Consider the following 12656-nt stretch of genomic DNA (forward strand, 5'->3'; position numbering starts at 1 on the left):
TGACTCCCCCGCTATCACGATTTGCAAAGATTCAAGAGCGGAGCTCGTCATGGCTGAAGTAGTACTCAACAACGTTCGCAAAAATTACGATCCGGCTGTTCACAAGGACACCCTGCGCAACATCAACCTCTCCATCAAGGAAGGGGAGTTCATTGTCTTCGTCGGCCCGTCAGGCTGCGGTAAATCCACCCTGCTGCGGATGATCGCGGGTCTGGAAGACATCACCAGCGGTGAGCTGACCATCGGCGGTCGCTACATGAACGACGTGCCGCCGGTAGAGCGCAACGTCGGCATGGTGTTCCAGTCCTACGCCCTCTATCCCCACATGAACATCTACGAGAACATGGCCTTTGGTCTGAAGCTCAAGAAAATGGACAAGGAGAACATCCACAAGCGGGTGATGCGCGCCGCCGAGATCCTGGGTCTTGAGCCGCTGCTGGACAGAAAGCCCAAGGCGCTCTCCGGTGGTCAGCGTCAGCGGGTCGCCATCGGTCGCTCCATCGTGCAGCAGCCGCAGGTGTTCCTGTTTGACGAACCGCTCTCCAACCTGGATGCCGCGCTGCGGGTCAAGATGCGGATCGAGATCGCCAAGCTTCACAAAGAGCTTAACTCCACCATCATCTACGTGACCCACGATCAGGTGGAAGCGATGACTCTGGCCGACAAGATTGTTGTGCTGAGCCCGCTCAAGGCCGAAGCTGCCACCAACCTGGAACAGTTCGGTTCACCGCTGGATCTCTACCACAACCCGGACAACAAGTTCGTGGCGGGCTTTATTGGCTCTCCCAAGATGAACTTTCTGGCGGGCGAGTTGCTGGAGATTGGCGAGCAGGAGTGCCTGGTCAAGCTGACCTCTGGCGATACCGTACGGGCTCGGGTCGATGCCCGCAGTGGCGCTGTGGGTGACAAGGTTGAGCTCGGTATTCGCCCCGAGCATCTGATGCCGCTGGATCACCCCCATGCTCACAGCAAGGTGAGTGGGATCGTGCAGGTGGCCGAGCACCTGGGTGCCGAGTCCTTCGTTTATATGGATGTGGACGGTCACGACTTTACCGTCAAGGCTACCTCGGATGTGGATGTGGCGACCGGTCAAACCTACAGCGTGGGTATCCCGGCCGAAGCCTGCTACCTGTTCGATGCCAAGGAGCAGGCGTTCCCCCGTACCGCCAAATATATCCGTACCTGATTTTTTGTTGTGCCGGTTTTCCTTTCTTAATAATCAATGCCTTTTTGCCGGTCGTCAGACCGGCTTTTTATTGCCTGCGATTTGAACACGCAGATAGGCAAGGTAACCCGGTTCAAGCCTCGAGTTCGGCGGTAATATCGGGCACAAAGGTCTGGCTGGCCAGCGGCGGGCGTTCATACCCTTCGGTCTTGATGGGGGGGAGCTTGATAGGCTCGTAGTGGATCGCCTCGTAGGGTACCTTGCTCAGCAGATGTGCAATGCAGTTGAGGCGGGCACGGCGCTTGTCGTCCGCCTCTACCACGAACCAGGGGCAATCCTCGGTGTCGGTGTAGGTGAACATGTCATCCTTGGCGCGGGAGTACTCCACCCAGCGCGAGCGGGACTGCAAATCCATCGGGCTGAACTTCCAGCGCTTGATGGGGGTGTTGATCCGCTCTTTAAAGCGCTTCTCCTGCTCCTCGTCACTGACCGAGAACCAGTATTTGATCAAGGTGATGCCGGAGCGGATCAGCATCCGCTCAAACTCGGGGCAGGCGCGCAGAAACTCGCGATACTCGGCGTCGCTGCAAAATCCCATCACCCGCTCGACTCCGGCCCGGTTGTACCAGGAACGGTCAAACAGCACCATCTCGCCAGCGGCGGGCAGGTGGGCCACATAACGCTGAAAGTACCACTGGGAGCGCTCTCGATCGGAGGGGGCGGGCAGCGCCGTGACCCGGCAGACCCGGGGGTTGAGCGGTTCGGTGATCGCCTTGATGACGCCCCCTTTACCGGCGGCGTCCCGTCCCTCGAACAGTACCACTACCTTTAACCCCTCCTGCTTGACCCACTCCTGCAGCTTGACCAGCTCCTCCTGCAGATGGGCAAGGTGGTGCTCGTAGCACTTCTTGTCCAGACGCGGCCGCTTCTTGCTCTTCTCCTTCGCCATGGGTTTCTCCTTTTGGCATCCTTTCATGGGTGACTTCTTTGAGTCACTGTCAGCTTGCACCAGGGAGGCGTCACCTGCCAAGGGGGACGTGATACACTGCCCGCCCATCGCTGGCAACAGGAGATAACATGAAGCATTTTATGGAGATAGCGGGCCGCCGGATGGCCTATCTGGACGAAGGGCAAGGGCCGGTACTGCTGTTTGGCCACAGCTATCTGTGGGACAGCGCCATGTGGGCGCCGCAAATCGAGGCGCTCAAGGGCAGCTATCGCTGCATCGTCCCCGAGCTGTGGGGCCACGGTGATTCCGACCTGCTCCCCGAAGGTGGCTGCACCCTGGCGACGCTGGCGCGGGATCACCTGGCGCTGCTCGATGCCCTTGGGGTTGACGAGTTCGTGTTGGTGGGCCTATCCATCGGCGGCATGTGGGGTGTTGAGCTGGCGCGCATGGTGCCAAACCGCCTTAAGGGTCTGGTGCTGATGGACAGTTTTGTCGGCCTGGAACCGCAGATCACCTGCGAGCGCTACCTCGGCATGCTGGCGATGATCGAGCAGCTCGGCACCGTGCCGGCGCCCATCATCGAACAGGTGGCGCCGATCTTCTTTGCCAGCCAGCCTGATGAGGTGCTGATGAGTGGTTTCAAGGCGCGTCTGGCCGCTTGGCCAAACGAGAAGATTGCCGCCATGGTGGCGGTGGGCCGCAGCTTTGTGACCCGCGAAGATCGTATCGAGTGGCTGGAGGAGATCACCACTCCCGCGCTGGTGATGACCGGCTGCGAGGACAAGGCCCGTCCGGTGCTGGAGGGCTATCTGATGGCCGAGGTGCTGGGTTGCCCGTTCAGGGAGATCCCGATGGCTGGCCACATCTCGTCGCTGGAAAATCCGGCCTTCGTCAATCAGCAGCTGATCGATTTTCTGGCGGAGCTGTAAGCCTGAATTGGCAGCCTGAGCAGGCTGTACTACCAGCCTGATGATGGTCGTGAAAAAGGGAGCCAAGGGCTCCCTTTTGTTTGGTCGTGTCTCACGGTTCAAGACTCATAACCGTTACCAGATATAGCCCAGTGCAAAACCCGCATAAAGTTCGCCATCGTGCTGGACGATGGGGCTGTTTTTGATGTCCCGATCATACCATTCGTAGTTCATGGCAAACATGCCAATCCAGTTGGGGCTGAAGCGGTAACTGGTGATGAGGGCCGCCATCGGGGATAGGGTGGTACCGGTATCCCAGGCGGGCCGCTGGGCGGTTGCCTCGCTCTCGGAGATGCCGCCAAAGTAGTAGTTGGCCATCTTGTCGCTGCGCAGCATCAGCCCCATCCCCGGCATGACCAGCAGGTTGTCGCGCAGGATGGGGAAGTCGGCCCACAGCAGCAGCTCCTGTCCCTTGCTGCGGCCGGTGACATCGCTGTTGGCCCGCACGGTCAGCAGGGCATAGGGGGTGATGATGTTGCCACCGATCCCGCCTTCCAGCTGCCATTTTCGCTGCTCCATACCACTGAAAGCGGGCGAGTCCTCGGGATCCAGATTGCCAAAACGGACCCGGCCATAGCCGTACAGGGCGATCTTCTCATCCTTGTGGAAATAGTAGCGGGCCCGATCTCCCAGAAACATAAAGTCGTCGCCGAAGTAGATAAAGCCCGGGATGGCGTAGAGGGCGTTGTCCTGCGCTTCATAACGGGCCTGTCCCCCGATGAGCGCCGCACCGGCGACAAAGCCCTGTGGCACCGGACTGGTGGGACTGTCGCTGGTGAGCAGATCCATGGCGCCAAGATCGATATCGGCACGCGCTGGCATGGCGGCAGCGAGGAGCAGGGCCGTCAGCCCTGCCGCTCTAATTTGACGAAAAAAGGTCATGGACACTCCGTTGTCACGATTGCAGGGGAAGCAGGTTATTTTGCGGCACTGGGCATCTCTTCACGTTTTGGCCAGGCATTGATCACCGCCTTGACCAGGGTGGCGAGGGGAATGGCGAAGAAGACTCCCCAGAATCCCCACAAGCCGCCGAAGACCAGCACGGCGATGATGATGGCCACCGGGTGGAGGTTGACTGCCTCCGAGAAAAGCACAGGTACCAGCAAGTTGCCATCGAGAGCCTGAATGACCAGATAGGCCACCATCAGCCAGGCGAACTCGGGGGTGAGCCCCCACTGGAACAGGGCGACCATGGCGACCGGTACGGTCACCACGGCAGCGCCGATATAAGGGATCAGCACCGAGAAGCCGACCGCGACCGCCAGCAGCACCGAGTAGCGCAATCCCATCAGGGCGAAGGGGACATAGGTGGCGATGCCGACGATGAGGATCTCGATCACCTTGCCGCGGATGTAGTTGATGATCTGGTTGTTCATCTCCACCCACACCCGGTTGACCAGGGTGCGGTTGCGCGGCAGGAAGCGGCGCAGGCTGCCCATCAGTACCCGCTTGTCTTTGAGCATAAAGAAGACCATCAGCGGCACCAGAATGAGGTAGATCATGATGGCGACCACGTTGACCAGCGAGCTGAGGGAGGCGCTTACCAGATGCTCGCCGCCACTGAGGATGCGCTGGCGAATATTGTCGATGACGGTCTCCACCAGACTGACGTCGATGAGCTCGGGGTATTTGTCAGGCAGGGTGCGCACATAATCCTGAGCGTGGGTCAGCATGGCCGGCGCCTCTTTGGCCAGATTGATCCCCTGACTGACCAGCGTCGGGATAAGACCCAGCAAGGAGGCGACTGCTACCGCAATAAAGAGGATCAGAATGACGCTGGTGGCCAGGGTGCGCGACAGCCCCGCTTTTTGCAGCCGGGCGACCGGCCATTCCAGCAGATAGGCCATTACCAGCGCCACCAGCAGGGGGGCCAGCAGATCGCCAAACAGCCAGATGATGGTGAAGCAGAACACCAGCAACAGAAAAAGGGTAACGGCATCGGGATCGGAAAAACGGGTCTGATACCAGCGCTTCAATACTTCTAACATGACGGCATCCTTACATCACTGGGGCTCAAGATGGTTGTTTCGCCCCGACAACCAACTGCAAAGAGAGGGTATTGTCCGGTTGTTGCTGCATCTCGACATGGTGGCCCTGACGGTGCAGATAGGCCGGAATATCCTGCCGGGAGCCCGCATCGGCCAGCCGAATGGTGACGGTTTGACCGCTTTTGGCCCCCCTTAACCAGAGCTTGAGCCGGATCAGCGGCTCGGGGCAACGCCAGGGGGTCAGGTCGAGAATTTCCATGGGGGCTCCATCAGGCAGGTGGCCGCTATTATGGCCGTGATAAGAGCGTGAAACAACGCTTGTAGCCCTTGATGGGCAAGGGTATTCTGCCGAAGCCCTTTCTGATGGAGATAGAGATAACGTGGCACGTTTTTCCCCCCTGATGGCATCGCTTCCCCTGCTGGCTTCCCTGATGGGCGCCACGTTTCATGCCGAGGCCAACAATCAGCTTCCCGACATCGGCACGGCCGGGGTTGCTGCCCTGCCCATCGAGCAGGAAGTGCGTTACGGCAACGCTTTTATGCGCTTTGCCCGTGCGGGTCTGCCGATCATCGATGATCCGGTGCTGAGCCAGTACATTGACGATCTGGGTCAGCGATTGTTGACCAACGCCGATGGGGTACGTTTCCCGTTTACCTTCTTCCTCATCAATGATCCCAGCATCAACGCGGCCGCCTTCCTCGGCGGGCGAGTCAAGGTGCACACCGGCCTCTTCCTCTACGCCGACAGCGAGAGCGAGCTGGCCTCGGTACTGGCCCACGAAATCACCCACGTGACCCAGCGCCATATCGCCCGTTATATGGAAGCGCAGGCGAGCAGCTCGGCGGTGACCCTGGCCGGTCTGGTGGGCTCCATCGCGCTGGCGGTGATCAACCCGACTGCCGGTATCGCTGCGTTGCAGACTACGCTGGGCCTCTCCATGCAGTCGGCCATCAACTACACCCGCGACAACGAATATGAAGCGGATCGCATCGGCATGAAGACCCTCTATGATGCCGGTTTCGATCCCATGGGGATGGCCAACTTCTTCCAGAAACTGGCTGCCGAATACCGTTACGCCAGCAAGCCGCCGGAAATGCTGCTCACTCACCCGCTGCCGGAGACCCGGATCAGCGAGGCCCGCGCTCGGGCGGGCAGCTATGGCCGCCGCGACTTGCCGCCCAGCCTCGACTTCTGGCTGGCCAAGGTGCGGATTCAGGTGCGTTTTGGTACCGATACCCCGCAGGGGCTGCTGAGCTACTTCGATAGCCGGATCCAGAAGGGGGATTATCCGCTCAAGGATGCCGCCATCTATGGCAAGGCGCTGGCGCTGATCCAGCTCAAGCGCACAGACGAGGCTGATACCCTGATGCAGGAGCTGGCGGCCCGTCATCCGGAAGATCTCTTTATCGTCGATGCCCAGACCGACATCGATCTGGCCAAGGGGCGCAGTGCCCAGGCCATTGCGCGCCTCGAGAAGTTCCGCAGCCGGATGCCGGATAACGAAGTGGTGGTGGTCAACCTCGGCAACGCCTACCTCGAGAGCGGCAACTATAAGAAGTCCATCGCCATCCTCGACCCCTATGCCCGTGCCCATGAGGAGAACAATCTGGCCTGGAACCTGCTGGCCGATGCCTATCGCAAGGCGGGCAGAATGACCGAGCTGCATATGGCGCGGGCCGAAATGCTCGCACTGCGCGGGGATTATCAGGCGGCCATCGACGAGCTGATCGTGGCGCGCGGTACCACCAGCGACCGGATGACCTTGGCTCGTCTGGAGGCGCGCATCACCGAACTGGAACGCGCCAAGAAGGATCTCGACAGCCTCAAGGGCTAACGACAGCTGGCATTGGCCAATCCAACAAGGGCGCACCACGGTGCGCCCTTGTTGTTTATGGCGGTGGCGTTGATGTGGGGGACGGTGATAGCAGCGATGGGCTAGTGACTCATGCCGCTGGCGGTCGCCTTGAGCATCTCGATCTGCTGCTGGTCGAGCTCGCCGACCAGCGTCTGCTTGAGCTTGCCCTCATTATCGAGCAGGTAGCTGGTAGGCAGGCCGCTTGGGCGAGGGAAGGGGAGCCTGGCATCTTCATTGGCAATAAGGAGCGGCACCTTGATGTGGTACTGCGCGGCCAGCTTGCCCAGCTCTGCCGGGGTGGTCGGGTCGTAGTTGATGGCCACCACTGTGATCTGGCCCTCCGCTGCCAGCCGGTTGAGGTGCGGCATCTCCCGCAGGCAGGGGGCGCACCAGGGGGCGAAGTAGTTGACCAGCAGCGGCTTGCCGGCAAAGTGGCGCAGGCTGACCGACTGCCCTGTTGCATCGGTAAATTCGGGGGCGGGTGTGCAGGCGCCCAGCAGGCCCGCCACAATCAGCCAACAAATTCGTTTCAATTCCTTTCCACTGCCGCTTACCCTGACCATCACTTTCCCCTACAATAGCGCCGTTTCTAGTCCCATCTTGCGATTAATCAGGGAGTTACCATGAGCGAGACCCAAATCTACCACAATCCGCGCTGCTCCAAGAGTCGCGAAACCCTGGCCCTGCTGGAACAGCACGGGATCGCCCCTGATGTGGTGCTCTATCTGGAGCAGGCCCCGAGCGAAGATGAGATCCGCAACCTGCTCTCTCTGCTTGGTTTTAACGATCCCCGCCAGCTGATGCGCACCAAGGAGGATCTCTACAAGGAGCTGGGATTGGCCGATGTCAGCGGTGATGGCCTCATCCGCGCCATGCACCAGCATCCCAAGCTGATCGAGCGCCCCATCGTCATCAAGAATGGTCAGGCCCGTATTGGTCGCCCGCCGGAGCAGGTGCTGGAGATCCTCAGTGAGCACCCGCTTCGCACGTTGGCTGACTCTGGTCGGCTTCTTCGGCCTGCTGGGCTGGGTCATCCTCTGGCATCTGTGGCTGTCGCCCCATCCGGACCTCAACCCCTGGCTGCTGCCGGTGATCTGGACGGTGCCGCTGCTCTTCCCTCTCAAGGGAATAGTGCAGGGCAACCCCTACACCCACGCCTGGGGCAACTTCGTGTTGATGCCCTATTTCCTGCACGCCCTCACCCTGATCACCACGGATGAGGGGGAGCGGTGGCTGGCGGTGGTGGAGCTGGTCTTCACCACTCTCGCCTTTGTCGGCACCATCTATTACGCCCGACTGCGTGGTCGGGAGCTGGGCTTAAGCATTCGCAAAAAGAAAGACGAAGCCAACTGATGACAAACGCCCCGCAAGGGGCGTTTTTTATGGGGAAGCAGCTCTATCCAGAGGGGTCACAGTGCCCCTTGGGCTGTCCGATATTGGGCCAGTTGCTGCTGGCTAAAGTCCATCAGCGCGGGATAGAAGCGCAGAAATCCCGCCTCGCATGTTTGCCACTGCGACTCATCGAGGGTCAGCAGCGCCTCTCCCAGTTGTACCGGGCGGCGCAGTCGGCGACCTATGCCATTTAGCGCTTGCCCCAGCCCCTCCCTGTGGCGGTAGGAGGCGATCCAGTTCTGCTCGGCCATCCGTTTGAGGGGGAGTGGCAGTCCGTCCGGCAGGCGTGGGTGATCCGCCAATAGCTGCTCATAACTGCGTTGCAGGAAGCGGGGCAGGGGCTCGGTGCTGAACAGTCCCCAGTGCAGGCTCAGCCAGTGGTCGTAGATCATATCCACCACTATGGCGCCAAAGCGGCGCCAGGGGGCCTCGAAACAGGCGACGGCCGCCTTGTGCTCGGGGTGGCTGTCGGTGAAAGCGTCAATTTTGCGGTGCAGCCAGATCCCCTCATCGAAGTGGGCGGCAAGCCCCGTGGGCAGCGTGCCTTTGACGAAATCGCCGAGCAGATTGCCGGTGAGGGAGCTTCCGGTGTGGGCAGCCAGATGGAGATGGGCCAGAAAATTCATCGGTCGCTGTGTGTCTGTTATGGGATGGCAAGGTGCTTCGAGCCTAACGGATCCCGCCTGCCTTGACCATGATCGGGATTTTGCTACTGCCTGGCGGCTGCCTCTTGCCGGGCAAAATTCGGGCGTGCTAAGGTGATTGCCATCTTTGTCACAGGACGCGACAAACCACCATGATGCGCAAAGCCAGAGGCTTTTTTCTGGCCTTCTACTTCAAGCCTTTCTATCTCTCCGAGTGGTTCGACGAATAGATCGAACCCCTGGAGCAGTTCACTGACGCCCGCTCGGGCGTGATCTCGCTCATCCAGATTTTGCCGTTTTTGGTCATCGCATGCATTCGCCTGCGGTGCCTTGTCCGCGCTTGTGCGCTTTTTATGTAATGGAGTACACATGATGAAGATCAGACTGACCCTCTCAGCCCTGTTTGTTGCCAGCCTGCTGGCTACCCCCGCCATGGCCAAGGAGTGGAAAACCGTGCGCTTCGGGGTGGAGGGGGCCTACCCGCCCTTCTCCTGGACCGATGCGTCGGGCGAGATCAAGGGGTTTGATATCGATCTCGCCAACGCCCTGTGTCAGCAGATGGCGGTCAAGTGCGAGCTGGTGGCGCAGGATTGGGACGGCATGATCCCGGCCCTGCTGTCGCGCAAATACGACGCCATCATTGCCGCCATGTCGATCACCGACGAGCGGCGCCAGAAGGTCGATTTCACCGAGAAATATGCCCATATTCCCAATCGCTTTGTGGCGGCCAAGGGGACCGAGCTGACGCTGACCCCGGAAGGCATGGCGGGCAAGCGCATCGGGGTGCAGCGTGCCACCACCCACGACAAGTACCTGACCGACAATTTTGGCTCGAATGTCACCATAGTCCGCTACGGCAATGCCGATGAGGCCTATCTCGATCTGAAAGCGGGTCGGGTGCTGGCCCTGCTGGCAGATGCCTCTGCCATTGAGCAGGGACTGCTTGGCAAAGAGGGGGGCGACAAGTTCGACTATGTGGGGCCCGCCCTGACCGATCGCCAGTGGTTTGGTGATGGTATGGGGATCGCCGTGCGCAAGAGCGATAAGGAGCTCAAGGGCAAGCTGGACGAGGCGATCAAGGCCCTGCGTGCCAACGGCACCTATCAGCAGATCAACCAGAAGTACTTCAAGTACGATATATATGGTGGTTGACGGGGGGAGGGCGCTTGCTCCCTCTCTTTTCATTGGGCAAGCGACAATCGTGCAAGGAGGATCGCCATGTTGACCCTGATCGAGGGAGCCGAGATCTTCAGCCCCTCCCACCTTGGCCAGCAGGATCTGCTGGTGGCTGATGGTCGTATCGCCTGGATGGGCAAGGGGTTGACGGTGCCCACAAACTGGCCGCTGCATCGGGTCGATGGTCGTGGCCGCTATCTGGTACCCGGGCTGGTGGATCCGCTGGCCCATATCACCGGCGGCGGCGGGGAGGGGGGCTTTGCTTTTCGCACCCCGGAACTGGCTGCGGGCGAGGCGCTCAAGGCAGGTGTCACTACCCTGGTGGCGGCGCTTGGCACCGACAGCCTGACCCGCACTCCCGCGCAGGTGCTCGGCAAGGTGCGCGAGTTTCGCGCCGCCGGGGTGAGCGCCTTTATGTATACCGGCTCCTACCATCTGCCGGTCAAGACCCTGACCGGCACGGTGGAGTCGGACATCATCCTGATCCCCGAGGTATTGGGGGTGGGGGAGGTGGCCATCAGCGACCACAGATCCAGTGCGCCGACCCACGATGAGCTGGCCAGGCTTGCCAGCGAGGCGCGGGTGGCCGGGCTGCTTGCGGGCAAGAGCGGGGTCAGCTTCTTCCATGTCGGGGATGGCAAGGGGGCATTGGCGCCCCTGCGGGCCCTGCGCGATGAGACTGACATTCCGCTGCGCCAGCTCTATCCCACCCACTGCAACCGCAACCCCTGGCTCTTTGCCGAGGCCATCGAGTGGGGCAAGGCGGGAGGTTGGGTCGACCTCACCACCTCGAGCTTTCCCGATCTGCTGGAAGATGGCGAGCGGCTTGCCGCCGATGCACTCCTCGAGCTGCTGGCCGCCAACGTGTCTGCCGAGCGCATCACCTTCAGCTCGGATGCCAACGCCAGCCTGCCGCGCTTTGATGGCGAAGGGCGGCTAATCGAGATGCGCTGCGGCCAGATTGCCAGCCTGTGGCAGCAGTGCGCGCGCGCGACCCGGCTCGGTGTCTCGCTGGAGAGGGCATTGGCCGTGGTGACGAGCAATCCGGCGCAGGCGCTGGGGCTTGGCAGCAAAGGGCGTATCGGGGTCGGGCAGGATGCGGATCTGCTGCTGGTGCACGACCGGACGTTTGCTATCGAACGGGTGATGAGTGGCGGCTTGTGGCGCGAATAAGGCTGCGGGCAATATCGCAGCCAGTGCGAGAGCGTGGTTGTTCCAAACAGCAAAAGCCCGACAACAAGGTCGGGCTTTTTGATGCAATGTGGGAATAAGGCTTAGATAGCCAGAAACCCGAGGATCAGGATGGGGCCGAGCAGGCTCAGGATAAAGCCGGAGACAATGGCCACCGGCACCACCTGAATGCCCCCTGATTTCTGGATGACCGGCAGGGTGAAGTCCAGCGCCGTGGCGCCGCCGTAACCGATGGCCGCCGAGGGGTGGCGTCGCATCAGGACCGGGATGATCAGAATGGCGATAAGCTCACGCCCAAGATCGTTGATAAAGGCAGCAGAACCGAGCACCGGCCCCAGTTTGTCGGCCACCAGAATGCCGGAGAGCGAATACCAGCCGAAGCTCGAGCTCATCGCCAGACCATGGGTAAAGGGCATGCCCAGCAACTGGGCCGCCAGCAGGCTGCCCAGCCAGCTGCTGAGGATGACGGTGGCGGCTATCTTCATCCCCCAGGGGTTGAGCAGGATCTGGCGCAGCCGCATGCCGGAGTTGCGCATCTGCACCCCGATGAGAAACAGCAGCAGCATCAGGGCCCACTCGCTCCACTTGTCGATGGGCAGTGCGCGCAGATCCACCAGTAGACCCAGCAGCACACCGCCGAGCACCACAAAGCAGAGCTGCAGGGATTCCCACAACAGGTGCAACTTGCCCGGCATCTTGGCATCGCTCGCCTCGTGGGTCGGCGGCGTGCGCTTGTCGAGCCACCAGAGGGCCAGCAGGTTGCAGACCGTGATCGCGGTCAGCATCACCCCGGCGACCTTGAAGATCACCGCCAGATTGCTGCCCAGGTTCTCCACATAGGCAAGCCCGAGCCCCATCAGAAACAAAATGAGGTAGACCATCTTGCCCAGACTCTGGTTGACCAGCTTGATCAGCCGGGCAGAGGAGAGGGGAACCAGATAGCCGATTGCCAGTGGCAACAGGATCAGCAACACATTGAGCAGCATCGAGGCCTCGATCACAAAAACTGATAAAAACACCACCTTATCATTACTTATTGGCTCTGTGTCACATATCTCTCGCTTTCATGGCCAAAAACAGCCCTTTTGGGGGCGGATTGTTACTTTTTTGCCACAACCTCTCTGTCCAATAAGGTTCTGTGCGAGCCCGAGTGCACCAATGAAATCAAGTCGATCCGATCGGGGGGCCGATATTTCGCTCGGCGAGGGGATGCATAAAGCCATTTTGGTGCCGGTTTGGCACACATCACGCTTTTCTCTTGCCACTGATATGATTGGGGTATAAAAAGGCGTTATCGGAATAGCCATTGAAACGGCTGTTTATGCAA

The 12656-nt window shown here is 60.4% G+C and carries 13 protein-coding genes and 1 pseudogene; 7 read left to right on the forward strand and 7 right to left on the reverse strand.

Annotation, left to right across the window (positions count from 1 at the left end; translation table 11 throughout):
- Positions 1-49: 49 nt before the first annotated feature.
- A complete protein-coding gene (locus ACTG19_RS21465; protein WP_005333867.1) occupies positions 50-1186 on the forward strand; it encodes an ABC transporter ATP-binding protein in 1137 nt (378 codons plus the stop codon).
- A gap of 112 nt (positions 1187-1298) precedes the next feature.
- Here ACTG19_RS21465 and ppk2 read toward each other — a convergent pair whose 3' ends face one another.
- Positions 1299-2114: a polyphosphate kinase 2 gene (ppk2, locus tag ACTG19_RS21470; RefSeq protein ID WP_005361444.1), complete on the reverse strand. Its 816-nt coding sequence runs from the start codon at positions 2112-2114 to the stop codon at positions 1299-1301.
- 128 nt (positions 2115-2242) lie between these two features.
- On the opposite strand from ppk2, the gene ACTG19_RS21475 reads away from it, so the two are divergent.
- Entirely contained in the window at positions 2243-3043 is an 801-nt protein-coding gene (locus ACTG19_RS21475; protein ID WP_439989546.1) for an alpha/beta fold hydrolase, read from the forward strand.
- Between the two features lie 114 nt (positions 3044-3157).
- Here the strand turns inward: ACTG19_RS21475 and ACTG19_RS21480 are convergent, their stop codons facing one another.
- The 3 genes from ACTG19_RS21480 to ACTG19_RS21490 are packed head-to-tail and all read right to left on the reverse strand — an operon-like array spanning position 3158 to position 5329.
- Positions 3158-3964: a MipA/OmpV family protein gene (locus tag ACTG19_RS21480; protein WP_439989547.1), complete on the reverse strand. Its 807-nt coding sequence runs from the start codon at positions 3962-3964 to the stop codon at positions 3158-3160.
- Between the two features lie 35 nt (positions 3965-3999).
- Positions 4000-5070 (reverse strand): AI-2E family transporter, encoded by a 1071-nt coding sequence (locus ACTG19_RS21485; RefSeq protein ID WP_005352935.1) that lies wholly within the window; start codon positions 5068-5070, stop codon positions 4000-4002.
- A 25-nt stretch (positions 5071-5095) separates the two neighbouring features.
- A complete protein-coding gene (locus ACTG19_RS21490; RefSeq protein WP_005361432.1) occupies positions 5096-5329 on the reverse strand; it encodes a sulfurtransferase TusA family protein in 234 nt (77 codons plus the stop codon).
- A 121-nt stretch (positions 5330-5450) separates the two neighbouring features.
- On the opposite strand from ACTG19_RS21490, the gene ACTG19_RS21495 reads away from it, so the two are divergent.
- Positions 5451-6905, forward strand: a complete 1455-nt coding sequence (locus ACTG19_RS21495) for a beta-barrel assembly-enhancing protease (RefSeq protein WP_005333848.1) — start codon at positions 5451-5453, stop codon at positions 6903-6905.
- A gap of 101 nt (positions 6906-7006) precedes the next feature.
- Here the strand turns inward: ACTG19_RS21495 and ACTG19_RS21500 are convergent, their stop codons facing one another.
- A complete protein-coding gene (locus ACTG19_RS21500; RefSeq protein WP_439989548.1) occupies positions 7007-7489 on the reverse strand; it encodes a TlpA family protein disulfide reductase in 483 nt (160 codons plus the stop codon).
- A gap of 60 nt (positions 7490-7549) precedes the next feature.
- Here ACTG19_RS21500 and arsC point away from each other — a divergent pair.
- Both arsC and ACTG19_RS21510 read left to right on the forward strand, forming a co-directional pair.
- Positions 7550-7894: pseudogene (gene arsC / locus ACTG19_RS21505) on the forward strand (arsenate reductase (glutaredoxin)); the annotation flags it as partial.
- 1 nt (position 7895) lies between these two features.
- A complete protein-coding gene (locus ACTG19_RS21510; RefSeq protein WP_005333836.1) occupies positions 7896-8279 on the forward strand; it encodes a DUF2069 domain-containing protein in 384 nt (127 codons plus the stop codon).
- A gap of 56 nt (positions 8280-8335) precedes the next feature.
- On the opposite strand, the gene ACTG19_RS21515 is transcribed toward ACTG19_RS21510, so the two are convergent.
- Entirely contained in the window at positions 8336-8944 is a 609-nt protein-coding gene (locus ACTG19_RS21515) for an ACP phosphodiesterase (RefSeq protein ID WP_439989549.1), read from the reverse strand.
- A gap of 387 nt (positions 8945-9331) precedes the next feature.
- Between ACTG19_RS21515 and ACTG19_RS21520 the strand changes: the two genes are divergently transcribed.
- Together ACTG19_RS21520 and iadA are read left to right on the forward strand one after the other, a co-directional pair.
- Positions 9332-10114 carry an ABC transporter substrate-binding protein gene (locus tag ACTG19_RS21520; RefSeq protein WP_019445361.1) on the forward strand — a complete coding sequence of 261 codons (783 nt, stop codon included), beginning with the start codon at positions 9332-9334 and terminating at the stop codon, positions 10112-10114.
- Positions 10115-10180: 66 nt separating this feature from the next.
- Positions 10181-11311 (forward strand): beta-aspartyl-peptidase, encoded by a 1131-nt coding sequence (gene iadA, locus ACTG19_RS21525; protein ID WP_194494541.1) that lies wholly within the window; start codon positions 10181-10183, stop codon positions 11309-11311.
- A gap of 101 nt (positions 11312-11412) precedes the next feature.
- Here iadA and ACTG19_RS21530 read toward each other — a convergent pair whose 3' ends face one another.
- A complete protein-coding gene (locus tag ACTG19_RS21530) occupies positions 11413-12315 on the reverse strand; it encodes a lysine exporter LysO family protein (RefSeq protein WP_194494563.1) in 903 nt (300 codons plus the stop codon).
- Between the last annotated feature and the right edge of the window lie 341 nt (positions 12316-12656).

Origin of the sequence: Aeromonas sp. 3P (genome assembly GCF_051919745.1) — a bacterium.
In the GTDB taxonomy this organism is placed as follows: Bacteria; Pseudomonadota; Gammaproteobacteria; order Enterobacterales; family Aeromonadaceae; genus Aeromonas; species Aeromonas veronii.

Excerpts from the sequence above, each read along its gene's own strand:
- ACTG19_RS21465 (WP_005333867.1), top strand. The coding sequence starts at position 50 with ATGGCTGAAGTAGTACTCAACAACGTTCGCAAAAATTACGATCCGGCT.
- ppk2 (WP_005361444.1), bottom strand. The coding sequence starts at position 2,114 with ATGGCGAAGGAGAAGAGCAAGAAGCGGCCGCGTCTGGACAAGAAGTGC.
- ACTG19_RS21475 (WP_439989546.1), top strand. The coding sequence starts at position 2,243 with ATGAAGCATTTTATGGAGATAGCGGGCCGCCGGATGGCCTATCTGGAC.
- ACTG19_RS21480 (WP_439989547.1), bottom strand. The coding sequence starts at position 3,964 with ATGACCTTTTTTCGTCAAATTAGAGCGGCAGGGCTGACGGCCCTGCTC.
- ACTG19_RS21485 (WP_005352935.1), bottom strand. The coding sequence starts at position 5,070 with ATGTTAGAAGTATTGAAGCGCTGGTATCAGACCCGTTTTTCCGATCCC.
- ACTG19_RS21490 (WP_005361432.1), bottom strand. The coding sequence starts at position 5,329 with ATGGAAATTCTCGACCTGACCCCCTGGCGTTGCCCCGAGCCGCTGATC.
- ACTG19_RS21500 (WP_439989548.1), bottom strand. The coding sequence starts at position 7,489 with ATGGTCAGGGTAAGCGGCAGTGGAAAGGAATTGAAACGAATTTGTTGG.
- ACTG19_RS21515 (WP_439989549.1), bottom strand. The coding sequence starts at position 8,944 with ATGAATTTTCTGGCCCATCTCCATCTGGCTGCCCACACCGGAAGCTCC.
- ACTG19_RS21520 (WP_019445361.1), top strand. The coding sequence starts at position 9,332 with ATGATGAAGATCAGACTGACCCTCTCAGCCCTGTTTGTTGCCAGCCTG.
- iadA (WP_194494541.1), top strand. The coding sequence starts at position 10,181 with ATGTTGACCCTGATCGAGGGAGCCGAGATCTTCAGCCCCTCCCACCTT.
- ACTG19_RS21530 (WP_194494563.1), bottom strand. The coding sequence starts at position 12,315 with ATGCTGCTCAATGTGTTGCTGATCCTGTTGCCACTGGCAATCGGCTAT.